General features: G+C 38.0%; 20 protein-coding genes and 5 tRNA genes. 22 read left to right on the forward strand and 3 right to left on the reverse strand.

Annotated elements, in window-relative coordinates:
- The first annotated feature begins 194 nt into the window (after positions 1-194).
- Both EZ444_RS14360 and EZ444_RS14365 read left to right on the forward strand, forming a co-directional pair.
- Positions 195-755, forward strand: coding sequence for a DUF2306 domain-containing protein (locus EZ444_RS14360; RefSeq protein ID WP_131609868.1), 561 nt, complete (start codon positions 195-197; stop codon positions 753-755).
- Entirely contained in the window at positions 752-1,630 is an 879-nt protein-coding gene (locus EZ444_RS14365; RefSeq protein WP_131609869.1) for a YARHG domain-containing protein, read from the forward strand. Before EZ444_RS14360 ends, EZ444_RS14365 begins: the two co-directional genes overlap by 4 nt.
- Before the next feature lie 153 nt (positions 1,631-1,783).
- Here the strand turns inward: EZ444_RS14365 and EZ444_RS14370 are convergent, their stop codons facing one another.
- A complete protein-coding gene (locus EZ444_RS14370; RefSeq protein ID WP_131609870.1) occupies positions 1,784-3,535 on the reverse strand; it encodes a lysophospholipid acyltransferase family protein in 1,752 nt (583 codons plus the stop codon).
- 400 nt (positions 3,536-3,935) lie between these two features.
- On the opposite strand from EZ444_RS14370, the gene EZ444_RS14375 reads away from it, so the two are divergent.
- From EZ444_RS14375 to EZ444_RS14385, 3 genes are all read left to right on the forward strand, one after another.
- Complete coding sequence (locus EZ444_RS14375) at positions 3,936-4,841, forward strand: ComEA family DNA-binding protein (RefSeq protein ID WP_131609871.1); 906 nt, start codon at positions 3,936-3,938, stop codon at positions 4,839-4,841.
- Positions 4,842-4,843: 2 nt separating this feature from the next.
- Positions 4,844-5,371, forward strand: a complete 528-nt coding sequence (locus EZ444_RS14380; RefSeq protein ID WP_131609872.1) for an adenine phosphoribosyltransferase — start codon at positions 4,844-4,846, stop codon at positions 5,369-5,371.
- Positions 5,372-5,588: 217 nt separating this feature from the next.
- Positions 5,589-6,761 (forward strand): acyl-CoA dehydrogenase, encoded by a 1,173-nt coding sequence (locus EZ444_RS14385; RefSeq protein ID WP_131609873.1) that lies wholly within the window; start codon positions 5,589-5,591, stop codon positions 6,759-6,761.
- Between the two features lie 79 nt (positions 6,762-6,840).
- Here EZ444_RS14385 and EZ444_RS14390 read toward each other — a convergent pair whose 3' ends face one another.
- Positions 6,841-7,212 (reverse strand): hypothetical protein, encoded by a 372-nt coding sequence (locus EZ444_RS14390; RefSeq protein ID WP_131609874.1) that lies wholly within the window; start codon positions 7,210-7,212, stop codon positions 6,841-6,843.
- A gap of 151 nt (positions 7,213-7,363) precedes the next feature.
- Here EZ444_RS14390 and rpsU point away from each other — a divergent pair, with 151 nt between their 5' ends.
- Positions 7,364-7,558 carry a 30S ribosomal protein S21 gene (gene rpsU / locus EZ444_RS14395; protein ID WP_008243148.1) on the forward strand — a complete coding sequence of 65 codons (195 nt, stop codon included), beginning with the start codon at positions 7,364-7,366 and terminating at the stop codon, positions 7,556-7,558.
- A gap of 54 nt (positions 7,559-7,612) precedes the next feature.
- On the opposite strand, the gene EZ444_RS14400 is transcribed toward rpsU, so the two are convergent.
- Positions 7,613-9,409 (reverse strand): ATP-binding protein, encoded by a 1,797-nt coding sequence (locus EZ444_RS14400; protein WP_131609875.1) that lies wholly within the window; start codon positions 9,407-9,409, stop codon positions 7,613-7,615.
- 334 nt (positions 9,410-9,743) lie between these two features.
- On the opposite strand from EZ444_RS14400, the gene EZ444_RS14405 reads away from it, so the two are divergent.
- From EZ444_RS14405 to rpoC, 16 genes are all read left to right on the forward strand, one after another.
- The gene (locus EZ444_RS14405) at positions 9,744-10,628 is read left to right on the forward strand and encodes a tyrosine-type recombinase/integrase (RefSeq protein ID WP_131609876.1); all 885 of its coding nucleotides are present in this window, start codon (positions 9,744-9,746) and stop codon (positions 10,626-10,628) included.
- Positions 10,629-10,642: 14 nt separating this feature from the next.
- Positions 10,643-10,990, forward strand: a complete 348-nt coding sequence (hpf, locus tag EZ444_RS14410) for a ribosome hibernation-promoting factor, HPF/YfiA family (protein WP_131609877.1) — start codon at positions 10,643-10,645, stop codon at positions 10,988-10,990.
- Between the two features lie 207 nt (positions 10,991-11,197).
- Positions 11,198-11,270 (forward strand) — tRNA-Thr (locus tag EZ444_RS14415).
- Between the two features lie 38 nt (positions 11,271-11,308).
- Positions 11,309-11,394, forward strand: a tRNA-Tyr gene (locus tag EZ444_RS14420).
- 32 nt (positions 11,395-11,426) lie between these two features.
- A tRNA-Gly gene (locus EZ444_RS14425) sits at positions 11,427-11,499 on the forward strand.
- Positions 11,500-11,583: 84 nt separating this feature from the next.
- Positions 11,584-11,655 (forward strand) — tRNA-Thr (locus tag EZ444_RS14430).
- Between the two features lie 118 nt (positions 11,656-11,773).
- On the forward strand, positions 11,774-12,961 hold the full coding sequence (gene tuf, locus EZ444_RS14435) for an elongation factor Tu (protein ID WP_131609878.1): 1,188 nt from the start codon (positions 11,774-11,776) through the stop codon (positions 12,959-12,961).
- A gap of 110 nt (positions 12,962-13,071) precedes the next feature.
- Positions 13,072-13,142 (forward strand) — tRNA-Trp (locus EZ444_RS14440).
- Positions 13,143-13,155: 13 nt separating this feature from the next.
- Complete coding sequence (gene secE, locus EZ444_RS14445) at positions 13,156-13,353, forward strand: preprotein translocase subunit SecE (protein ID WP_090785115.1); 198 nt, start codon at positions 13,156-13,158, stop codon at positions 13,351-13,353.
- A gap of 9 nt (positions 13,354-13,362) precedes the next feature.
- Positions 13,363-13,905: a transcription termination/antitermination protein NusG gene (gene nusG / locus EZ444_RS14450; RefSeq protein ID WP_090785117.1), complete on the forward strand. Its 543-nt coding sequence runs from the start codon at positions 13,363-13,365 to the stop codon at positions 13,903-13,905.
- 88 nt (positions 13,906-13,993) lie between these two features.
- Positions 13,994-14,437 (forward strand): 50S ribosomal protein L11, encoded by a 444-nt coding sequence (gene rplK / locus EZ444_RS14455; RefSeq protein WP_073232496.1) that lies wholly within the window; start codon positions 13,994-13,996, stop codon positions 14,435-14,437.
- A gap of 23 nt (positions 14,438-14,460) precedes the next feature.
- On the forward strand, positions 14,461-15,159 hold the full coding sequence (gene rplA / locus EZ444_RS14460) for a 50S ribosomal protein L1 (RefSeq protein ID WP_090785203.1): 699 nt from the start codon (positions 14,461-14,463) through the stop codon (positions 15,157-15,159).
- Between the two features lies 1 nt (position 15,160).
- Positions 15,161-15,682 (forward strand): 50S ribosomal protein L10, encoded by a 522-nt coding sequence (gene rplJ / locus EZ444_RS14465; protein ID WP_131609879.1) that lies wholly within the window; start codon positions 15,161-15,163, stop codon positions 15,680-15,682.
- Between the two features lie 63 nt (positions 15,683-15,745).
- Positions 15,746-16,120: a 50S ribosomal protein L7/L12 gene (gene rplL, locus EZ444_RS14470; RefSeq protein ID WP_131609880.1), complete on the forward strand. Its 375-nt coding sequence runs from the start codon at positions 15,746-15,748 to the stop codon at positions 16,118-16,120.
- A gap of 153 nt (positions 16,121-16,273) precedes the next feature.
- A complete protein-coding gene (rpoB, locus tag EZ444_RS14475) occupies positions 16,274-20,077 on the forward strand; it encodes a DNA-directed RNA polymerase subunit beta (RefSeq protein ID WP_131609881.1) in 3,804 nt (1,267 codons plus the stop codon).
- A gap of 87 nt (positions 20,078-20,164) precedes the next feature.
- A complete protein-coding gene (rpoC, locus tag EZ444_RS14480) occupies positions 20,165-24,451 on the forward strand; it encodes a DNA-directed RNA polymerase subunit beta' (protein WP_131609882.1) in 4,287 nt (1,428 codons plus the stop codon).
- The last annotated feature ends 42 nt before the right edge of the window (positions 24,452-24,493 follow it).

Raw genomic sequence — 24,493 nt, forward strand, 5'->3', positions numbered from 1 at the left:
GTGTTTAACAATTGCTTAACAGGGTTGTTTTCTTTCTGAAAAATAAATGTTTAGTAAGTAATTTGTTGTGTTACATTTGTTGTTCAAACTATCGCTTTAAGGATAAAACATTCAAGCGAGCGAATGACCGAATGAGAGACTTAAACTATAAGGGAATTTTCCTACTTCTGTTCTTTGTGTATTTTTTTATCCTTATGCTGCGAATTACGTTAAGGTATATTCCTTTCGGTAACGATGTGGCCTTTCTCCAGATTAAACAAACAGAAGTTAGCAGCATAAAATCTTATCTGCCGATATTTTATCTGCATGTATACAGCGCGATCTTTGTGCTTCTTGCAGGTATTACTCAGTTTAACTCAACAATACTGGCCAAGTATAAAAGGGTTCATAAGGTTTCGGGCTATTTTTATTCGGGGGTGGTAATTTTACTGGCTGCCCCATCCGGAATATTTATAGGATGTTTTGCCAATGGGGGACTGATCGCTAAAGTTTCTTTTGTTTTACTTGGTGTACTATGGTTTTATTTTACTTTAAAAGCGATCATTTTAATTCTGAAAGGTGAGGTCATTGATCATAAAAAATATATGTGGCGCAGTTTTGCTCTGGCTTGTTCCGCAATTTCGTTAAGACTTTGGAAAGTGATCCTGGTATATTTATTCCATCCGGCACCCATGGATGTATATCAAATTATTGCTTGGTTGGGTTGGATTCCTAATTTGTTAATCGCCGAATGGCTTATTAAAAGAAAAATATGAAAAAAATAATAATGTTAAGTTGTGTAGTTCTCTTTTTATTCTCGTGCAGAGAAAAGAAATCTGGAACAGAAGATGTCGAAACGGCGCAAAAAGAGACTCATAAGGATTTATATGGATCCTGGGTTGGCGATTTTATTGTCGCTGGCAGTGATGAGTATGAAGGGGATATGAGTTCTGCTAATGACAAGATCAATATTATTATTAAAAGCATAACAAAGGACGGAGTGATTGGCCAAAGTATTGTTTCTGGAAATGTTAGACCCTTATCAGGGAAGATTTCTGCAAATGGGGATCAAATAAGTTTTATTCTTGATGAACCCGGAACAGATAAATATGATGGACGATTTGAATTTAAACTTAAAGGCGATACCTTAATAGGCGTTTGGAATGCATACAAAACGGAACTGAAATGGCCGGAAAAATCATACAAATTATTAAGAAAAGCGTTTGTTTATAATCCGAACCTGATGCTGTCAGCAGATTATGGCTACGTAGACTGGTCTTCAGAAAAAGTTAAATCGCAACTTGATACATTAGAAGATGGCACTATTGATACCACTTCGATTAATTCGTTTTATAGAAGTGCTTCTGATAAGATTTTTAAAATAAATGCATCAAATACCGCACTTAAGGAAAATGACTTGAAGAATTTAAGAAAACTTGATCTTCAGATTTTAAGAAATACAATTTTTGCCCGTCACGGTTTTACTTTTAAAAAGCAAACTTATAAGGACTTTTTTAATCCGATAGATTGGTATGTCCCAATTTCGGGCAATGTTGATAAGGAATTAACGAATTTAGAAAGACAGAACATAAAGCTTTTACTTCGTTTTGAAAAATATGCCGAGGATAACTATGATACTTTTGGACGCTAATGAAACTTTGAAAAAAATATTTATCATAATTGCTAATTAACAAGCTCTTAACATCACGACCTTACTTTTGTGACATAAATATTTGGTTAGTATTTATAAAGTTTAGGTTTAGTTGATAACAAAAAGCCACGATGGATGTCGTGGCTTTTTGGTTTAAAAGTTCTTTCCAACTTTCTCTAACATTTCTGGTGGGATATTCTGCATATCAACCACTAAAAAGCCATCCAGACAATCAGAAAACTTAGGGTCTATATTGAAACATATGATTTTTGCATTCAGGTTCATGTATTGTCTTAGCAACACAGGAATCTTGATGTGTGAGTTTTCAATGTCAGAAATCAAACTATCCAAATCTTTTAGGGATTCACTACTTTCTATGAGCAGGTCTTTATCAATGGCCGACAAGTCCGCCTTAAATTTGTTTTTAGGTTTTACGTAATGTGCCAATTCATAATCGAAATGGTTTTTGGTGATGTAATCAACAATCAGCGATTTAGAAAACTTAGAAAAGTTATTGCTGATACTTACAGGTCCAAACATATACCTGTACTGTGGATTATCTAACAGGTATTTCAAGATACCTTTCCATAGTAAAAACAGGGGCAATGGTTTTTGCTGATATTCTTTTCTAATCCATGAACGACCAAGTTCTATTCCTTTTCTGAGCAATGGGTAAAATGGCTCTTTAATTTTGAACAGCTCCGACAGGTAAAAACCTCTGCGGCCCATCGTATTTAATATTTCATCACCTTTACCAATACGGTAGGCGCCTACAATATTTTGTAGTTCTTTATCCCATATAAATAAGTGACTGTAGTAAATGTCGTAATTATCAAGGTCGATCTTTTTGTTGGTTCCTTCGCCAACCTCTCTAAAGGTGATTTCCCTTAAACGGCCAATTTCTCTCAATACATTTGGAATAGCTATGGTTGGCGCAATGTACACTTCGTAATTTTTTTCCTGCCATACCCTAAAGCCTTCCAACTCTTCAATTTCTTGAACCATTAAGTTGCGGTCTGTCTCTTCGATAACCGGCTCTGGTTTTTTCTTAATCTTGAAGAGGTTGATCGGATTAAACATTTTTTTCTCTTCTTCCAATCCGGTGCCTAGCGCATAGGTGCGGGCGCGTAAAAAGTCGAGTAGTTTATTGGTGTTGTTCCGATAAGAGATGTCTTCGATATTGATCGGTTTACCTATCCGAACCTTTATTTTAAGTCCTTGTTTATTTAAAAATTCAGATGGCAATTTGGCCGTTCTAAGAGTAGGATGAATAAAACTTAGGATATTAAACAATACTCCATTGTTGCCATGGAAGTAAATTGGTACAACAGGTACTTTAGCTCTTGCTATTAATTTACCCACTACAGGGTGCCATATACGGTCTGTAATCTCTTGTTTATCTAAGCTAAAGGTAGAAACCTCACCCGCAGGAAAGATCCCAATAGGAGTCCCACTTTTCAATAAGTCGAACGTAGCTTTTAAGCCACTGATGCTGGACGTATGTTGGACGTTTTCGAAGGGGTTTACTGCTACAAAGAACTCGCTCAGGTTAGGGATCTTTTTAAGGATAAAATTAACCATCACCTTGGCCTCTGGCCTTACTGTGCATAACAATTTTACGAGGGCGAGTCCTTCAATACCACCGTAAGGATGATTGGCTATGGCAATAAAACCGCCTGTTTTAGGTATGCTTTTAAGATCATCTTCATCAAAATCGATGCTTACACCTATTGTTTCTAATATTTTGTCAACAAACTCAAGTCCGTTAAAGTGTTCATTTTGAGAAAAAACCTTGTTGATGTCATTCAGTTTCATCATCTCCATGAGTAAAGCTGCTAAACCCGGTACACCTAACTTATCTATCTTCGTGGCCTTTGCAAACTCTTTAGTAGTTATAATCTTCATTTAAATTGGATTAATGAATTGTAAAGCAAGTTCAAAAATAAGATTTATATTTTTAAAGCGAGTTACAAGCTAGAAATATAAGCAATTAACTATTGCTATAATTATGTTCAAAACGGTATTTTATACACGGATTTAAGGCTAGGAAACGCTGTGGGGATGGCTTATAATTGCCGGGACATTGCTGGGGCCTTGCTGGCGCCCAGGCCTTATAAAGGGAGGAGCAACGTTCTGGTATATCCTTGGTTATTAACTACAGCTTCTTTTCTGCTGTTTGGTTGATGAATTTTGTGGAAGCCTGCCGGATTGAATGCAAGTTAATAAAATGATAACAATTTAATAAATGTGATTGCAGTATCGATTGTAGGTTGGTTAGTCTTAAGTAAGTTGGTTAAATTAGCTGATGAAGAAATGGTTGGCTGTTTATTTTGGATTTACCAAGAGAGAGTTTAATGGATTAATGACGCTTTTTGTCCTTATTGGGCTAATGATGAGCTTTCCTTATTTATATGGTTTAGTGAAAGAGGAGGAACAGGTAACCGAAGCTGAGCAACAAGCAGTTTTGACATTAGCCTTGCTGGATAAGAAAAAGTTGAGCGATAAAAAGGAATATAATTTTGAACAACCTACAGTTAAAAGGAAAGTCAGCCTATTTGCTTTTGATCCGAATAGGATAGGCGTGGAGGAATGGATAAAGCTAGGGCTATCAGCCAAACAAGCTGGGGCTATTTTAAAATACCGGGCAAAAGGTGGTCAATTTAGAAAGAAAGAAGACTTACGTAAAATGTACACGATAAGCTTACATATGTATCAACAATGGGAGCCCTATATTAGGATTGCGAATGATTTAGAAAACAGCCCGGCGCTTAATTCGAAAACATATCCCAAGCAAGTGCATATAAAGTTGGCGCCTGTCGTTGTTGAAGTTAATGGGGCCGATACTACAGCGCTCGATCAAATAAGGGGGATTGGGATGACCTTTGCCAATCGCATCATTAACTATAGAGAACGCATTGGTGGCTTTTATAAAAAAGAACAACTGATGGAAGTTTTTGGCCTGGATTCCGTAAAGTACGAAGAGATTAAAGACCAGGTTGTAGTTGATGTGACTAAATTAAAAAGGATAAATGTGAATACTGCCGAGTTTGCTGATTTTAAAAATCACCCATACATTAGGTATAAACAGGTAAATGCACTGATACAATATAGAAAACAGCATGGAAATTATAGTAATATTGCAGACTTAAATAAAGTGGCTATTTTAAATCAGGAAACAATTAACCGTTTGGCTGCTTATCTTGAATTTTAATCATGATAGAATCAAAAATAAAATCAACTGTACGCGATGTAAATGATTTTCCTAAAGCTGGGATCGTTTTTAAAGACATTACCCCCATATTAAAAGATCCTCAGTTGTGTATGGAGATTACCAAAGCATTAGCGGAGCAACTCAAAGATGTGGGAATAGATGTAGTCGCAGGTATTGAAAGCCGGGGTTTTTTATTTGGTCCGACATTGGCGCAACTTTTAAATGTTCCTTTTGTGCCGATTAGGAAGGCGGGTAAGCTGCCTTATAAAACGGTAAAGCAGTCGTATGACTTGGAATATGGAACGGCAACGATAGAGCTACATGAGGACGCATTAATTGCGGGACAAAAAGTTTTGATACATGATGACTTGCTAGCTACCGGAGGAACCGTTGTTGCAGCTTCTAAATTAGTGATGCAGCTGGGCGCTGAGGTTGCGGGTTATTCTTTCATTATTGCTTTGGATTTCTTGAATGGAAGAGTCAGATTGGCGCCTTATAACACGCAGATATTTTCACTTGCCTCTTATTAGAATTTGGCTGATTTGTTGTTTTTTGTAGCTTTTGGCTATTGAGTGCAAGATTTTTGAAAAAAAATAACAGTAAAATTTCTGGCCTTATTCATTTGTCTAAAATGATAGGGTAAGGTTAATGAACTAAATACCATTTCGTTCTATGTTTTGGCGAATTTTTAACTGGTGATGCTGTTGTTTTATTTGTTTATCATTGCCCAAATTCAAACAATAAAATATGTTAGAAACGATGGATAATTCTGTGGGATACAACTTTAGTATCTCAGAAAATCAGGAGATGGTCAGAAGCATGGTGAAAGATTTTGCCGAAAAAAATATCAGGCCAAAATTGATGGAATGGGACGAGGCACAACATTTCCCTGTCGAAGTTTTTAAGCAATTGGGTGAACTGGGTTTGATGGGCGTACTTGTTCCAGAAACTTATGGGGGATCAGGTTTTGGTTATCAGGAATATGTAGATGTAATTGTTGAAGTCGCAAAAGTTTGTGGTTCTATCGGTTTATCTCTGGCAGCGCATAATTCGTTATGTACCGGACATATTCTTGCTTTTGGAAATGAAGCGCAAAAACAGAAATGGTTACCTAAGTTGGCTTCTGCTGAATGGATAGGTGCCTGGGGTTTAACGGAAGCTAATACTGGATCGGATGCTTTGCGGATGATGACCACGGCTACGTTGGATGGGGATGAATATGTAATTAACGGAGCCAAAAATTGGATCACACACGGTAAAAGTGGTGATATTGCAGTGGTAATGGTACGCACTGGCGAAAAGGGAGAAGCTAAAGGTATTTCTGCGATCGTAGTTGAACGTGGTACACCAGGTTTTTCGGCTGGTAAAAAAGAAAATAAACTAGGTATGAGAGCCTCGGAAACTACAGAGATGATTTTTGACAATTGTCGCGTTCCGAAGGAGAACCTTTTAGGTAATGTTGGAGACGGGTTTAAACAGGCCATGAAGGTGTTGGACGGTGGAAGGATCTCTATTGCAGCGCTGGCGCTCGGTATTGCTAAGGGGGCTTATGAGGCGGCTGTTGCCTATTCTAAAGAGCGTCATCAGTTTGGACAGCCAATAGCTAGCTTTCAGGGGATAAGTTTTAAACTTGCGGATATGGCTACGGAGATTGAAGCTGCTGATTTGTTGATCCGACAGGCGGCTGATTTAAAGAACCGTGGTTTACCTATGACTAAGGAGTCGGCTATGGCCAAGTACTTTGCATCGGAGGTTTGTGTAAGATGCGCTACTGAGGCTGTACAGATTTTTGGTGGCTATGGCTACACTAAAGATTTTCCGGTTGAGAAGTTCTATCGTGATAGTAAACTATGTACAATAGGAGAGGGGACCTCTGAAATTCAAAAAATAGTCATCGCACGTGAAGTGTTGAAGGATTAGTGCTCCCCATTTAAGACGAGATATTCTAACCAAATATAAAACTGGTAAATCCGGCCCATCGAAAGATAGCCGGATTTATTTATTTTATGGATATGATTTTATCGACCACAAATGGGCTATAACCTCTCCAAGGCAAGCGATTTACATATTCTTTATAATGCAGTTCGAACGTTTTTCCACTATTTAGCATCATTTTCTCAGCAATAGAATCATTGGTCACCGAAAACTCAAACTCATTCGATTGGATGGCTCCAGGCTGTCCGGTGCGGAATCCCGTTTGGATTAGTTTGCCTTCATATGTTTTAAATAGGTATCCCTTTTTAACTACATAATTAAGTTGTCCGGCTTTAACACCTTCTCCAAATACAAAATAGTAATTGTAATAAACGAAGCCACTAAGGCCGAGGATTACGATCGCAAGGATAATGTAAAGTGTTTTTTTAGATTTCATAGATATGATTATTGATGATTAAAGGTAATTAAATAACATTCTGGTTTGAGTTTAGGCTCATTAATAATTAAATATAATATATTGTTTTGATTATCAAATGAAAGCTCTATCTTTGCAGTCCTAAAAACAACGAGAGGAGGTATTTTACGTTATGATCATTATTAATATTAAAGACGGCGAATCATTAGATAAGGCGTTAAAACGTTTCAAAAAGAAGTTTGAAAAAACTGGAGTTTTGAGAGAATTGCGTAGCCGCCAAGCTTATGAGAAAAAATCTGTAGCTCGTCGTACACTAGTGAAACACGCTATTTACAAGCAAAATATGCAACTTGAAGGAACAATCTAGTTCTAAAAGTTTAATATGATATTAAAGCGCCATCGATTATTCGGTGGCGCTTTTTTATTTTTCAATGCCGATTAAATGCCATTTCTCTAGTCTATTCATCAATTCTTCTAGTTTAAAGGGTTTACGGATATAGTCGTTCATCCCGGCATTTATACATGTTTCTTCGTCGTCTGTCATTACATTAGCCGTTAGTGCAATAATGATAGGCTGCTTTTTAAGTGTTTTGCGAATGATCTGGGTGGCTTCCAGTCCGTCCATGACAGGCATTTGGATGTCCATTAAAATTATCTCATACTCTTTCTGCTTAACGGCTTCAATCGCCTCTTGTCCATTTTTAGCCAGATCTGGTGAATAGCCCATCTTACGCAGGATATTCAGAATCACATGTTGGTTCATTTGGTTATCTTCTGCTATGAGTATGGTGAATGGGAATTTCTTGCTAAAGTTTGTTGACAATTTACTCGGAATCAGCTTTTCATCCTGAAAGGGAGCCTGTCTGTTCAGATTTCCTATATAAGTGGTTATCGTAAACGAAAATGTAGAGCCTAGGTCAGGTTTGCTTTCTACCCAGATTTGTCCCCCCATTAAGTCGACTAGTTTTTCTGAGATGGCGAGGCCCAGTCCTGTACCTCCATATTTTCTTGTGGTAGATGAATCTATCTGGGAAAATGCTTTAAATAATCGATTTAATTTGTCTTCTGGTATACCAATCCCCGTATCCCGTATATCAAATCTTAATGTTACTTGTCCGTCTGGTTTGGTATTTTCTAAGTGAACGAATACGCAAACTTCCCCTTGTTCTGTAAATTTCATTGCGTTACCTACCAGGTTGGTTAAAATCTGTTTCAATCTTAAATGGTCCCCAACAATCTGTAGGGGTACGTTTTCCTGGATATCATAAATCAGGTTTAAATGGGTTTGTGCTGCTTTGCTGGCGAAAATATAAAGCACATCCTCAATTAAACGACGCAAATCAAAGTCTTCTCTTTCGAGTTCGAGGTTTCCTGATTCGATCTTTGAAAAATCCAGAATATCGTTAATTACATTGATCAGTGTTTCTCCACAGGTGTTGATTGTTTCGTTGAACATTCGCTGCTCTTCTGTCAAAGGTGTTTCGCCCAATAGGGTAGACATCCCAATCACCCCATTCATTGGGGTTCGTATTTCATGGCTCATTGTAGCTAGGAATATGCTCTTTGCCTGGCTAGCCTGATCAGCATCCTGACGGGCTTTTTCTAGTTCTAAATTAAATTTTCTTAATTGTTGATTTGATTTGTCAAGGGCTTCTTCATTCTGCTTGCGCATTGCACTATATTTTTCCAGCTGATATGCCCATAATCCACAGATAAAGAATATTACGGCGGCGAGGAGGAGGTGGATTAGAAGAGTTTGGAGATCAATGTGGTCCTGATTGCTGAAATAAACTTTATTGAAGCCGATGTTCTGAAGGTGGCTGAAGATGGTATGGTGAAGAACCACAATAATTAATATGGGAATCTGCAATTTCCATTTCTGATAAGTGATGAGTAAGGCGCTACCGATAAAAGCGAAAAAATGCATTTCAAACATCCCGTGCATCTGGTAGATAAACTGGGCCATAAAAATGCCTAGTACGGTGCTTAAAACATACTGATATAAGGTTGAGTCGGGTAATGCTATTTTTGCCGAATAGTAGGCGAGTAAGGAAATTCCACCAACTCCAAATGCAATTAACCAGGTGTCATAGTATGAGGCGATTAAAAGTCCGACTAAAAAGAAACAAATCAGGAAGTAATTCATTAACCGATCTGATCTTTCCTTAACTTCAAAAAAGAAAGTCTGGTTATTGGAGGCATTAATGTCTTTATTCATATTTGATTCGCATTATTTTGTGCAATTCTTCATTCAGTTTGTGGTTATAAATGCTTTAAATACGACGGTGAGCGCTTAGTGCAAATTCTTTTTTTGAGATTTTAAATGTGAAATTAAATTAGGCAATATTTTATTAAAAATATAAAAATTAATTACGCTGGTATATGGTGTTCTTTTTAATTATAGTTAAGATAGGTGAATAATTTGAAGATTAGTAGGTTAGCTTATGTTACTACCTTATTTTGTGGGTTAGTTTAAATTTTATGTTAAAATAAACACAAAAAGTTGAACTATGTTTTGTAACTTGACTCAACCGAGCACGTAAAGATTTTCTATGACTGTTGAGCAATTTTTAACCTATCTGCAGCACGAGAAGAGATATTCTTCGCATACCATTCAGTCTTACCAAACAGATCTGATTCAGTTTGAAGATTTTATAAGGAAAACATTCGACTTACCTTTAGTCGAGGTTAAGCATGTGCATGTAAGAGATTTTATGGTGTACATGATGGATAATAAGGTTGGTGAAAATTCTGTCGGCAGAAAATTATCTACGTTGCGCAGTTTTTATAAGTTTTTGTTGCGTCAGAATATAATATCCGCAAGTCCCATGACGCTGGTTAAGGCGCCTAAGGTGCCGAAAAAATTACCTGTATTTATAGATGATGCGAAGTTAGATCTGTTACTGGATTCGGATGAGTTTTTCGATGATAGTTTTCCTTCGGTAAGGGACAAGTTGATCATAGAGACGTTTTTTGGTACTGGAATGCGTTTGGCTGAGTTGCTATCGCTGAAGGAGGGGGATATTAATTTTTATGATTCAACGATTCGGGTAATGGGGAAAAGGAGTAAGGAGCGGGTCATTCCTATTAGTAAAATACTTGCCGAACAATTGAAAGATTATGTAAAGCTTAAAACATTACAAAATTTTGATAACAAAACGGGGGGCTTAATCGTTACTAACAAAGGAGATGAAGCTTATCCTGCGTTTGTGAGAAGCATAGTTCAGCGTTATTTGACTTATGTGTCCACCCAGGATAAAAAAAGTCCACACGTGTTGCGCCATTCCTATGCAACAAGCTTGCTGAATAGGGGTGCTGATTTAAATGCAATAAAAGAGTTGTTAGGACATGCCAGTTTAGCTGCTACGCAGGTTTACACGCATAATTCAGTAGAGAGATTAAAAACAATATATAAACAGGCCCATCCAAAGGCATAAAAAAGGAGGAAAATATGAAAATTACAGTTCAATCGATTCATTTCAATGCAGACCAGAAGTTGTTAGATTTTATCCAGAAAAAAGTCGATAAGCTAGATCAGTTTTTTGATCAAATCATTAGCGGGGAAATATATTTAAAATTAGAGAATGTAGATGACGAGGCCAATAAGATAAGTGAGGTTAAGCTTATCGTACCAGGGGTTACAATGTTTGCAAAAGAGCAATGTAAAACCTTTGAAGAGGCGACAGATTTGGCAATCGAATCATTAAGAAAGCAAATTACTAAACATAAAGATAAGACGAGAATTAAGTTGAGTGAACACAAGGTTCTTTTGAATGCGAATGAAGTATCTGATTACTAGGTACATATTTTTTAGGTTTTTGATATGAAATTGGCAGATTTACTTCTGCCAATTTTTTTTTGAAAATAATTTTGCATCGTATTAAAATTCTTGTAGATTTGCATTCCCATTCAGAGAGGGCGTTGGCCCGGTAAGAAAGAGGGATGTTCTGTGAAAGATTAATATTGTAGAAAACATTGCTTGATTTATAAGTAATGTGATATATAAGCCTCCTTAGCTCAGCTGGTAGAGCAACTGACTTGTAATCAGTAGGTCATTGGTTCGATCCCGATAGGAGGCTCTTTTAAGATTACGTAGTGATATGTGATGATTAAAAGCGGGGGGATACCAGAGTGGCCAAATGGGACAGACTGTAACTCTGTTGTCGCAAGACTTCGAAGGTTCGAATCCTTCTCCCCCCACCATGATTTAAGATCGAAAGATTGAAAATCTAAAAGCGAAAGTAGCTCAGTTGGTAGAGCGATAGCCTTCCAAGCTATAGGTCGCGAGTTCGAACCTCGTCTTTCGCTCAAAAATGGAAAAAGCTGGGCGGTCTGCAGTCCTGAAAGTTTAACCCTTGTTTCGGTTAAATGGAATGCAGGTTAAGATTAAAAGCCGAAGTAGCTCAGCGGTAGAGCACTTCCTTGGTAAGGAAGAGGTCGTGGGTTCAAGTCCCATCTTTGGCTCAAAAAAAAGAGATGCTTTGTGAAACTGTTGTAGAGCAGCTGAACAAGGTTTTTCGTGTTGAAATAGTATCAAAACAAATAATAAATAAAAAGTTAACCTACTAATAAGTATAAAAACATGGCAAAAGAAAAGTTTGACCGCAGCAAGCCGCACTTAAACATCGGCACAATCGGTCACGTTGACCACGGTAAAACAACCTTAACAGCAGCTATCACTAAAGTGTTATCTGATGCTGGTTTATCTGAGGCGCGTTCATTTGATTCTATTGACTCTGCTCCAGAGGAAAAAGAAAGAGGTATCACTATTAATACAGCACACGTTGAATATTCAACAGCTAACCGTCACTATGCTCACGTTGACTGTCCAGGTCACGCGGATTATGTGAAAAACATGGTTACTGGTGCTGCACAAATGGATGGAGCTATCATTGTTGTGGCTGCAACAGATGGTCCAATGCCACAAACTCGTGAGCACATTCTATTGGCTCGTCAGGTAGGTGTTCCTTCATTGGTTGTATTCATGAATAAAGTGGATATGGTTGATGATCCTGAGTTATTAGAATTAGTAGAGATGGAAATTCGTGAATTGTTATCATTCTATGAATTCCCTGGTGATGATATCCCTGTAATTCAAGGTTCAGCTCTTGGTGGCTTGAACGGAGATCCGAAATGGGTAGGTAAAATCATGGAATTAATGGATGCTGTTGATAACTACATTCCAATTCCTCCACGTTTAACTGAGCTTCCATTCTTAATGCCTGTTGAAGATGTATTCTCGATCACTGGTCGTGGTACTGTTGCAACTGGTCGTATTGAGCGTGGTGTAATCAACTCTGGTGATCCAGTTGAGATCTTGGGTATGGGTGCAGAAAATCTTAAATCAACTGTAACAGGTGTTGAGATGTTCCGTAAGATCCTTGATTATGGTGAAGCTGGTGATAACGTAGGTTTATTGTTACGTGGTATTGAGAAAACTGATATCCGTCGTGGTATGGTTATCTGTAAACCAGGTTCGGTAAATCCTCACACTGATTTCAAAGCTGAGATCTATGTATTGTCAAAAGCAGAAGGTGGACGTCACACTCCATTCTTTAACAAATACCGTCCACAATTCTATTTCCGTACCACAGACGTAACTGGTGAGATCTCACTAGCTGAAGGAACTGAAATGGTTATGCCAGGTGATAACGTTACAATTACAGTTAAATTGATCAACGCAATCGCAATGGAAAAAGGTCTACGTTTCGCAATCCGTGAGGGTGGTAGAACAGTAGGTGCTGGTCAGGTAACTGAAATTTTAAAATAATCAATACCTCCTTCGGGAAGTAGTGAACAATAAAGCAAAGTACTTAGGCTTTATCACCTAAGTACTTTGTTCTAAAAGATGCCGATTCTTAAGATAAGAATCAAATATACACGGGAATAGTTCAACGGTAGAATAGAGGTCTCCAAAACCTTTGATCAGGGTTCGAATCCTTGTTCCCGTGCAAAAAGATAATTATGGCTAAAGTAGTTCAATTTATAAAAGAATCATACGAGGAAATGACCCATAAGGTTACCTGGCCTACATGGGGTGAATTGCAAAATTCGGCAGTATTGGTTTTAGTAGCTTCATTAATCATTGCATGTGTAGTATTTGCAATGGATAAGGGATCTACTTTTGTTTTAGATACTTTTTATAAATCACTTTCTAATTAATATAGCTCAATGGAAGATCAGTTGAAATGGTATGTGGTTAGAGCTGTTAGCGGTAAAGAAAAAAAAGTAAAACAGTATATCGATTCAGAAATTAGTCGTTTAGGATTTTCTCATTTGGTACCTCAGGTATTGATACCAATGGAGAAATACTATCAGATGAAGGATGGTAAAAAGATTGCAAAAGAGCGCAATTATTATCCTGGCTACGTTTTGATCGAAGCTACTTTAGATGGAGAATTAGAACACATTATTAAGAATATTAATAGTGTGATTGGTTTTTTAGGGGATAAGGGTGGAAATCCAGTTCCTATGCGTCAAGCAGAAGTTAACCGTATTTTAGGTAAAGTTGATGAGATGAGCCAGCAAGGCGAAACCATGAACGTTGCTTATTATGTAGGCGAGAACGTTAAAGTTATGGATGGACCATTTAATGGTTTCACTGGCGTTATTGAAGAGGTTAACGAAGAGAAAAAGAAATTAAAAGTTATGGTTAAGATTTTCGGAAGAAAAACTCCATTGGAGCTTAACTATATGCAAGTAGAAAAAGAATAGTTTTAAGTGATTAAAACAATATAAGATCTTAATTGTTACATGCTTCCAACATAATAACATTGAGTATTACAAATTAACAAAACAGAAAATGGCAAAAGAAGTCAGTGCGCTTGTTAAGTTACAAATCAAGGGTGGAGCCGCAAATCCATCACCACCAGTAGGACCTGCATTGGGTGCTAAAGGGGTGAACATTATGGAATTTTGCAAGCAATTCAATGCTCGTACCCAAGATAAGCCCGGTAAAGTATTACCAGTCGTAATTACTGTTTATGCTGACAAGTCTTTCGAATTTATCATCAAAACCCCTCCTGTTGCTATCCAGTTAAAGGATGCTACTAAATTAACGAGTGGTTCTGCTGAGCCCAACCGTAAGAAAGTTGGTTCGGTGACTTGGGATCAGGTTAAGTCAATTGCTGAAGATAAAATGACTGATTTAAATGCATTTACTATCGAATCTGCAATGAGTATGGTTGCAGGTACAGCACGCAGTATGGGAATCACCGTTAGCGGTGATGCACCTTGGACAAATTAATTAACAAAAAACAGTTTACAACAGTGGCTAAATTAACAAAAAATCAAAAAAAGGCACATGCTAAACTAGAATCTGGTAAAACGTATTCTTTAAAGGATGCGGCTGCTTTGGTAAAAGAGATTACTACAACTAAATTTGATGCATCGGTTGATATCGACGTATCTTTAGGCGTAGATCCACGTAAGGCCAATCAAATGGTACGTGGTATTGCTACTTTACCACACGGTACAGGTAAAACTGTACGTGTATTAGTTCTTTGTACTCCTGATAAGGAAGAAGAGGCTAAAGCGGCAGGTGCAGATTTTGTAGGTTTAGACGAATATGTAGCCAAGATTGAAGGTGGATGGACTGATGTTGACATTATTATCACTACTCCTGCTTGTATGGCAAAAGTAGGTAAACTGGGCCGCGTTTTAGGTCCACGTAACCTTATGCCAAACCCTAAGTCAGGTACTGTAACTAACGAAGTTGGTAAAGCAGTAACTGATGTAAAAGGCGGTAAGATTGATTTTAAAGTTGACAAAAGTGGTATTATACACGCTTCAATAGGAAAAGTATCATTCCCAGCAGATAAAATATATGAAAATGCTTTAGAAGTTCTACAAGTAATTTCAAAATTAAAACCATCAGCTGCAAAAGGAACTTATTTTAAGAGCATTCATGTTTCTTCAACTATGAGTCCTGGAATCGCAATCGAAGCTAAATCAGTAACGGGTATTTAATATGAACAGAGAAGAAAAACACGAAGTCGTTTCGGCTCTTCAAGTGAAGATGCAGGAATACGGTAATTTTTACATTGCCGATACATCAAGCTTATCTGTTGAGAAAATAAACGGTATCCGTCGTAAATGTTTCGAAAGCGGGATTGAAATGCAAGTTGCTAAAAATACTTTAATCAGAAAAGCGATTGAAGGATTAGAAGGCGATGCATCAGAAATCTTTGTTGCACTTAAAGGTCAATCAGCATTATTATTCTCAACAGTAGGTAATGGTCCAGCTAAGCTGATCAAAGCCTTGAGAAAAGGAACTGATAAACCTCAGCTTAAAGCTGCATATATCGATTCAACAGTATTTGTTGGTGATAACCAATTAGATACTTTAGTAAGCTTGAAATCAAGAGAAGAGCTTATTGGAGACATCATTGGATTATTACAATCACCAGCTAAAAACGTTATTTCGGCATTACAGTCAGGTGGTAACAAAATTGCAGGAATTGTTAAAACTCTTCAAGAGAGAGAAGGTTAAGGACACCTTAAAAGTTCATATTAAACAAATTATTTTTACGTAAAATTTTTAAAATCTATAAAAATGGCAGATTTAAAATCGTTTGCTGAGCAATTGGTAAACTTAACAGTTAAAGAAGTTAACGAATTAGCTCAAATCTTAAAAGACGAGTATGGTATCGAACCAGCTGCTGCTGCAGTTGCTGTTGCAGGTCCTGCTGGTGCTGATGCTCCTGCAGCTGAAGAAAAATCAACTTTTGATGTAATCTTAAAAGAAGCTGGTGGTTCTAAATTAGCAGTAGTTAAATTGGTAAAAGACTTAACTGGTTTAGGTTTGAAAGAAGCTAAAGACTTAGTTGACGGTGCACCAAAAGAATTAAAAGCTGGTGTTTCTAAAGACGAAGCTAATGCTTTGAAAACTCAATTAGAAGAAGCTGGAGCTGTAGTTGAAATTAAGTAATCACTTAATTTTAATATAAATTAAACGTAGACTCCGACTGTATAGTCGGAGTCTATACCTGTTTATAAACATTTCATTTAGTTTGGTTGATGAAATTGTTTAGCGGCAAACCAAACAAATAGTTTATTCTTAAACTAAATTAACTTTAGTCCATTGGCAAATAAAGTCGACCAAAGAGTAAATTTTGCACGTAGTAAGCATATCATAGATTACCCAGATTTTCTTGATGTGCAGTTGCAATCATTCAGAGAATTTTTTCAGATCGAAACTACTTCAGATAACCGTCATACAGAAGGTTTGTTTAAGGTGTTCGCTGAGAATTTCCCAATCACAGATTCGAGAAACATTTTTGTTTTAGAATTCCTGGATTATTTTATTGACCCACCACGTTATGATATACCTGAGTGTATTGACCGTGGGTTAACTTATAGTGTTCCATTGAAAGCTAAATTAAAGCTTTCGTGTAATGATGCAGAACACGAAGATTTTGAAACCATCATTCAAGATGTATATTTAGGAACCATACCTTATATGACTCCTAAAGGTACGTTTGTGATTAATGGTGCAGAACGTGTAATTGTTTCACAACTACACAGGTCTCCTGGAGTGTTCTTCGGCCAAAGCCGTCACACTAACGGAACTAAATTATATTCTGCCCGTGTAATCCCTTTCAAAGGTTCTTGGATTGAATTTGCTACTGACGTGAATAACGTGATGTATGCTTATATCGATCGTAAGAAAAAATTCCCTGTTACCACGTTATTGCGTGCAATTGGTTATGATTCTGATAAAGACATTCTTGAATTGTTTGATCTTGCTGATGAGGTTAAGGTTAGCAAATCAGGCTTGAAGAAATATATCGGCCGTAAGCTTGCTGCAAGAGTATTGAGGAAATGGGTTGAAGATTTTGTGGATGAGGATACTGGCGAGGTAGTTTCTATTGATCGTAATGAAGTAATCTTGGACAGGGATACTGTTTTAGAAGATGACCATATTGATATGATCATTGATGCTGGTGTTAAAACGATCATCTTGTCTAAAGATGATGGTGCAAGCCAGGCTGATTATACCATTATATATAATACTTTACAAAAGGATACTTCGAACTCTGAAAAAGAGGCTGTTGAAAACATCTATCGTGCTTTGCGTAACGCAGAACCACCTGATGAGGAAACTGCAAGAGGTATTATCGAGCGTTTATTCTTCTCGGATAAACGTTATGACTTAGGTGATGTGGGTAGATACCGTATCAACCGTAAGTTGAAGATGGATACTCCTGATCATGTAAAGGTTTTAACAAAAGCAGATATTATTGCGATTGTTAAATATTTGATTAAACTGATCAACTCTAAAGAAGAGGTGGATGATATTGATCACTTGTCGAATCGTCGTGTTCGTACAGTAGGTGAGCAATTATACGCTCAATTTGGTGTTGGTTTAGCGCGTATGGCTCGTACCATTCGTGAGCGTATGAACATTCGTGACAACGAGGTTTTCACCCCAACTGATTTGATTAATGCCCGTACTTTATCGTCGGTAATTAATTCATTCTTTGGAACAAACCAGTTATCACAGTTCATGGACCAGACGAATCCTTTGGCAGAGATTACGCACAAGCGTCGTTTGTCAGCCTTAGGCCCAGGTGGTCTGTCACGTGAGCGTGCAGGTTTCGAGGTTCGTGACGTTCACTATACGCACTACGGTCGTTTGTGTACGATTGAAACTCCAGAGGGACCAAACATTGGTTTGATTTCATCTCTGTGTGTTCATGCGAAGATCAACAGTTTAGGTTTCATTGAAACACCATATAAAAAAGTTGAGAATGGTATTGTAGCCATGGACGAACCGGTTATCTATTTATCTGCTGAAGATGAAGATGGTAAAACGATTGCTCAGGCAAATGCCTCTTACGATGATAAAGGTAATTTCACTACCTCACGTGTAAAAGCGCGTTATGAGGGTGACTTCCCGGTTATTGAGCCTGAGAAATTAGACTTAATGGACGTGGCACCTAATCAGATTACTTCGATCGCTGCATCGTTGATTCCTTTCCTTGAGCATGATGATGCGAACAGGGCTTTGATGGGATCGAACATGCAACGTCAGGCCGTACCTTTGTTGCGTCCTGAGGCTCCGATTGTTGGTACAGGTTTGGAAGGTCGCGTAGCCCGCGATTCAAGAACACTGATCAATGCTGAAGGCGAAGGTGTAGTTGAATATGTAGATGCAAATGAGATCACTATTAAGTATGTAAGAAACGACGGCGATCGTTTAGTTTCTTTCGAAGGTGATAGCAAAACTTATAAATTAATCAAATTCAAGAAAACTAACCAGAATACTTGTATCAACTTGAAACCGATCGTTAAGAAAGGTCAGAAAGTTGTTAAAGGGCAAGTACTTTGTGAAGGTTACGCTACTGAAAATGGTGAATTGGCATTAGGAAGAAACTTAAAAGTTGCTTTCATGCCTTGGCAAGGGTATAACTTTGAGGATGCGATCGTAATTAGCGAGCGTATTGTTCGTGAAGATATCTTTACTTCATTACACATTGAAGAGTTTGAATTGGAAGTGCGTGATACAAAACGTGGGGAAGAGGAATTAACACCAGATATCCCTAACGTTTCTGAAGAAGCTACTAAAGATTTAGATGAGAACGGTATTATCCGTATCGGTGCTGAGGTTAAAGAAGGTGACATCCTTATTGGTAAGATCACTCCTAAAGGAGAATCTGATCCTTCGCCAGAGGAGAAATTATTACGTGCGATATTTGGTGATAAAGCAGGAGATGTGAAAGATGCATCTTTGAAAACTCCACCATCTATCAGAGGTGTAGTAATTGACACTAAGTTATTCTCAAGAGCTAAGAAAACTACTAAAGCTGAAGAGAAATCGGCAATAGAGAAATTAGACAAGAGATATGATCTTGCTGTTTTAAATCTGAAAAATGAATTGGTAGACAAACTATTCCAAATTGTGAATGGTAAAACATCTCAAGGTGTATTCAACGTTTATAAAGAATTGTTGTTCCCTAAAGGTGCTAAGTTTACTCAGAAAAGTTTAACAGATCTAGAATATGCGCACATCAATCCATACAAATGGACTACTGATGATGACAAAAATGATCAAATCAAGTTGTTGCTTCATAACTATGGTATTCGTGTAAACGAAGAGCTAGGTGCTTACAAACGTGATAAATTCGCCATCAGTGTTGGTGATGAATTGCCATCAGGTATTGTACAAATGGCTAAAGTTTATGTAGCTAAAAAACGTAAGTTAAAAGTAGGTGATAAGATGGCTGGTCGTCACGGTAATAAGGGTATTGTAGCCCGTATCGTTCGTGATGAAGATATGCCATTCCTTGAAGATGGAACTCCTGTTGATATCGTGTTGAACCCACTGGGTGTACCTTCACGTATGAACTTGGGCCAGATCTATGAAACTGTATTGGCATGGGCCGGTAAAGAATTGGGTGTTAAATTTGCAACTCCAATCTTTGATGGTGCTAAACATGACGAGGTAGAAGATTGGATCGCTAAAGCGGGTGTACCTGCTTCAGGTAGAACTTACTTACATAACGGTTTAACGGGTGAGAAATTTGACCAACCAACAACTGTAGGTATTATCTACATGTTGAAATTAGGACACATGGTTGATGATAAGATGCACGCTCGTTCAATCGGACCATACTCATTGATTACACAACAACCATTGGGTGGTAAAGCCCAGTTCGGTGGTCAGCGTTTTGGTGAGATGGAGGTTTGGGCATTGGAGGCATTTGGTGCTGCCAATATCCTACAAGAGATATTAACTGTTAAGTCGGATGATGTTATCGGTAGGGCCAAAACTTATGAGGCGATTGTAAAAGGCGAGAACCTTCCTACTCCAGGTGTACCGGAATCGTTTAACGTATTGGTGCATGAGTTACGTGGATTAGGTTTAGATATTACGTTAGACTAATGTTGAAAGTTATTTTGTTGGGATGTATAGGGCTTTTCTGAAAGCATCCCAACTTTTTAAATTTTTCAACTTTCAAACAAAAGAGCTATGTCTTACAAAAAGGATAATAAATTAAAAAGCAATTTCACCTCGATTACCATTAGTTTGGCATCGCCGGAGGCTATTTTAGAGCGCTCTAGTGGTGAGGTGTTAAAACCTGAGACTATCAATTATCGTACTTACAAACCTGAGCGTGATGGTTTGTTTTGCGAGCGTATTTTTGGTCCGGTTAAAGATTACGAATGTCATTGCGGTAAATATAAACGTATCCGTTATAAAGGTATTGTTTGTGACCGTTGTGGTGTTGAGGTAACGGAAAAGAAAGTTCGTAGAGAACGTATGGGACACATTAATTTGGTAGTTCCTGTTGCGCATATCTGGTACTTCCGTTCATTACCAAATAAAATTGGATACTTATTAGGCTTACCAACAAAAAGACTTGACCTGATCATTTACTACGAGCGTTATGTAGTAATTCAGCCAGGTTTTATGGCCGAAGAAGGTATTCAATACATGGATTTCTTAACTGAAGAGGAGTATTTAGATATTCTTGATAAGTTGCCTAAAGAAAACCAATACCTGGATGATAAAGATCCTAACAAATTCATCGCCAAAATGGGTGCTGAAGCATTAGAAGATTTATTAAAACGTATTGATTTAGATACTTTATCTTATAACTTACGCCACCAGGCTGCAAACGAGACTTCACAACAACGTAAAAATGAGGCTTTAAAACGCTTACAAGTTGTTGAGGCTTTCCGTGGTTCGAGATCGCGTATTGAGAATAATCCTGAGTGGATGATCATTAAGATCGTTCCGGTTATTCCACCAGAATTACGTCCTTTAGTACCATTAGAAGGTGGTCGTTTTGCAACTTCAGATCTAAATGATTTGTATCGTCGTGTGATTATCCGTAACAACCGTTTGAAGCGTTTGATCGAGATCAAAGCTCCAGAGGTAATTTTGCGTAACGAAAAACGTATGTTACAGGAAGCTGTAGATTCGTTATTTGATAACTCACGTAAAGTAAATGCTGTAAAAACTGAAGGTAACCGCGCTTTGAAATCCCTTTCTGATATCTTGAAAGGTAAACAAGGTCGTTTCCGTCAGAACTTATTAGGTAAACGTGTGGATTATTCTGCTCGTTCGGTCATTGTTGTAGGTCCAAACCTTAAATTACACGAGTGCGGTTTACCTAAGGATATGGCTGCTGAGCTATTCAAACCATTTATCATCCGTAAGATGATAGAAAGAGGTATTGTTAAAACAGTAAAATCTGCAAAGAAAATTGTAGACAGGAAAGATCCATTAGTTTGGGATATTCTTGAGAATGTTTTAAAAGGACACCCTGTATTACTGAATCGTGCGCCTACGTTGCACAGATTGGGTATCCAGTCGTTCCAGCCTAAATTGGTTGAAGGTAAAGCAATTCAATTACACCCTTTAGTGTGTACAGCTTTTAACGCGGATTTTGACGGTGACCAGATGGCAGTACATTTACCATTAGGGCACGCCGCAATCCTTGAAGCGCAAGTATTAATGCTTGCAGCACACAACATCTTGAACCCTGCAAACGGTACGCCTATTACTGTACCTTCTCAGGATATGGTTTTGGGTCTTTATTACATTACTAAAGGCCGTAGAACAGATGAAGGACGTGTAGTTAAAGGACAAGATTTCTCTTTCTATTCTCCAGAAGAAGTTATCATTGCTTACAATGAGAAAATGATTGATCTTCATGCATTTATCAAGGTTAAGGTAAATGTTAAATTAGAAGATGGTACGATCGTTAATAAATTGATGGAAACTACTGTTGGTCGTGTATTGTTTAACCAAATGGTACCGGTAGAAGTAGGTTATATCAACGAATTGCTAACCAAGAAATCTTTAAGAGATATTATTGGTGAGATTGTTAAAATCACAGGTATGGCACGTGCAGCAAGGTTCCTTGACGACATTAAGGAATTAGGTTTCCAAATGGCCTTCCGCGGTGGTTTATCATTTAACTTGCAGGATGTAAACATCCCTGTTGAGAAGCAAGCGCTATTAGAGCAAGCATCTGCAGAAGTTGATGAGGTAAGAAACAACTATAACATGGGTTTCATTACCAACAACGAGCGTTACAACCAAATTATCGATATCTGGACTCGTATCAATAACAGATTAACATCATTCGTGATGAATCAGTTATCGAGCGATAACCAAGGTTTCAACTCAGTATATATGATGTTGGACTCTGGAGCCCGTGGTTCGAAAGAGCAGATTCGTCAGCTATGCGGTATGCGTGGTTTGATGGCTAAGCCTCAGAAATCAGGTTCAGGTGGTGAGATTATTGAAAACCCGATCTTATCAAACTTTAAAGAAGGTCTGTCGGTATTAGAGTACTTTATCTCTACCCACGGTGCTCGTAAAGGTTTGGCGGATACGGCGTTAAAAACGGCTGATGCTGGTTACTTGACACGTCGTTTACATGATGTGGCACAGGATATGATCGTTAATTCTGCGGATTGCGGTACATTGAGAGGTATGTTTACCACTGCATTGAAAGATAATGAAGACATCGTTGAGCCATTATATGACAGAATTTTGGGTCGTATTTCTCTACATGATGTATTCAATCCTTTAGATGGAAAGCTATTGGTTGGTGCTGGAGAGGATGTAACTGAAGAGATTGCTAAAACAATTGAAGAGTCTCCTTTAGAAGGTATTGAAATTCGTTCGGTATTAACCTGCGAAAATAAAAGAGGCGTTTGTGCACTTTGCTACGGACGTAACTTAGCAACTGGTAAGCGTGTTCAAAAAGGTGAGGCTGTTGGTGTAATTGCTGCACAGTCAATCGGTGAGCCGGGTACACAGTTAACATTACGTACGTTCCACGTTGGGGGTACTGCATCGAACATCGCTGCAGAATCTCAGATCATGGCTAAATTTGATGGTGTCATCGAATTTGAAAACGTTCGTACTGTTGAAACAAAAACTGAAGATGGCTTAACTAATATCGTATTGGGTCGTTCAGGTGAGTTCAAGATCGTTGAAGCTGTAACAGGCAAAGTGATCATGACGAATAACATTCCTTATGGTTCATTCTTATACGTTCAGGATGGTGCTACCATCACTAAAGGTGATAGGATTTGTTCTTGGGATCCGTACAACGCGGTTATTATCTCGGAGTTTGCCGGTAAAATCGAATTTGACGCTATTATTGAGGGTGTAACCTTCCGTGAAGAGTCAGATGAGCAAACTGGTCACCGTGAGAAAGTAATTATCGATACCCGTGATAAAACTAAAAATCCTTCAGTAAGAGTTGTTGATAAGAAAGGTGAATTGATCCGTGGATATAACATCCCTGTTGGTGCACACATCGCAATTGATGAAGGTGATATGGTTCAAACTGGTCAGATTTTAGTTAAGATACCTCGTACGACTGGAAAAACAAGGGATATTACGGGTGGTTTACCACGTGTAACTGAGCTTTTCGAAGCACGTAATCCATCTAACCCTGCTGTAGTAACAGAGATTGATGGTGTGGTAACGCTAGGTGGCGTGAAACGTGGTAATCGTGAGATGACTATCGAATCTAAAGATGGTGAAGTTAAAAAATACCTTGTTCCATTGTCTAAACACATCCTGGTTCAGGATAATGACTTTGTAAAAGCAGGTATGCCTTTATCTGATGGTTCGATCTCTCCTGCAGATATCCTGGCTATTAAAGGCCCGGCAGCTGTACAAGAGTACTTAGTAAATGGTATCCAAGAGGTTTACCGTTTACAAGGTGTGAAAATCAACGATAAGCACTTTGAGGTAATTGTTCACCAAATGATGCAAAAGGTTCATATCGAAGATCCAGGAGATACTACTTTCTTAGAGAACAACTCTGCAGATCGTTGGGACTTCATGATTGAGAATGATGATATCTACGACAAAAAAGTTGTAGTTGAGGCTGGTGATTCAAACACTGTTAAACCTGGTCAGATAATTTCATTACGTAAATTAAGAGATGAAAATTCTCAATTGAGACGTAAAGACTTGAAACAAATTGAAGTTCGTGATGCAAGACCTGCAACTGCAAGCTCAATGCTACAAGGTATTACACGTGCTTCATTAGGTACGAAATCGTTCATCTCGGCGGCATCGTTCCAGGAAACTACAAAAGTGTTAAACGAGGCAGCTATTGCTGGTAAACGTGATAACATGCTTGGATTGAAAGAAAACGTTATTGTTGGACACTTAATCCCTTCAGGTACTGGTGTACGTGGATACGAGCGTATCATTGTAGGTTCTCAGGAAGAATACGATAAATTATTAGCTTCGAAACAAGAAGAAGTAGATGCTTAATATTTAAATACATTTTTCTAAAATCCCCCTTCTTTTAAGTTG

The sequence above is a fragment of the Pedobacter hiemivivus genome (assembly GCF_004331685.1).
GTDB classification, from domain to species: Bacteria; Bacteroidota; Bacteroidia; order Sphingobacteriales; family Sphingobacteriaceae; genus Pedobacter; species Pedobacter hiemivivus.